The sequence below is a fragment of the Pedobacter sp. 05L430 genome (assembly GCF_056397585.1).
Window position 1 is genome coordinate 1 of sequence record NZ_JBFTNT010000663.1, and the last position, 351, is coordinate 351.

Consider the following 351-nt stretch of genomic DNA (forward strand, 5'->3'; position numbering starts at 1 on the left):
TAAGGATAGTGACATTTTACACTCAACCGGATACTCTAATAGCCGGTTAGGTGGTAATTTTTGTACCACCCCTCAGCCAGAATTAAATTTTGATGCCATGACTATTGTTGGAAATCTTAATAAAAATAATGCTCAAAAGCTATCTGAATTCATGAGTACTGAACCACAAATTMGACTTTGGGATATACTACAAACGAAATTTAAAGCTAAAGCGCTGCAGGAAAAAGTTTATATCGAATACGACAAAGTAAAAGCAGATACATGGGATAGACGTAATATGCGTGTTGAATTTAATCCGAATAAACTTACGCATGAAGAAATGCTTTGGTTAAAACAAAACATTATCAACTA

Annotated in this window: 1 protein-coding gene; it reads left to right on the plus strand. The window is 33.7% G+C overall.

Going from position 1 to position 351, the window contains the following annotated elements:
• The coding region (locus AC1DG9_RS27855) for a hypothetical protein (protein WP_477635811.1) at nt 1-351 on the plus strand (351 nt) is incomplete at both ends.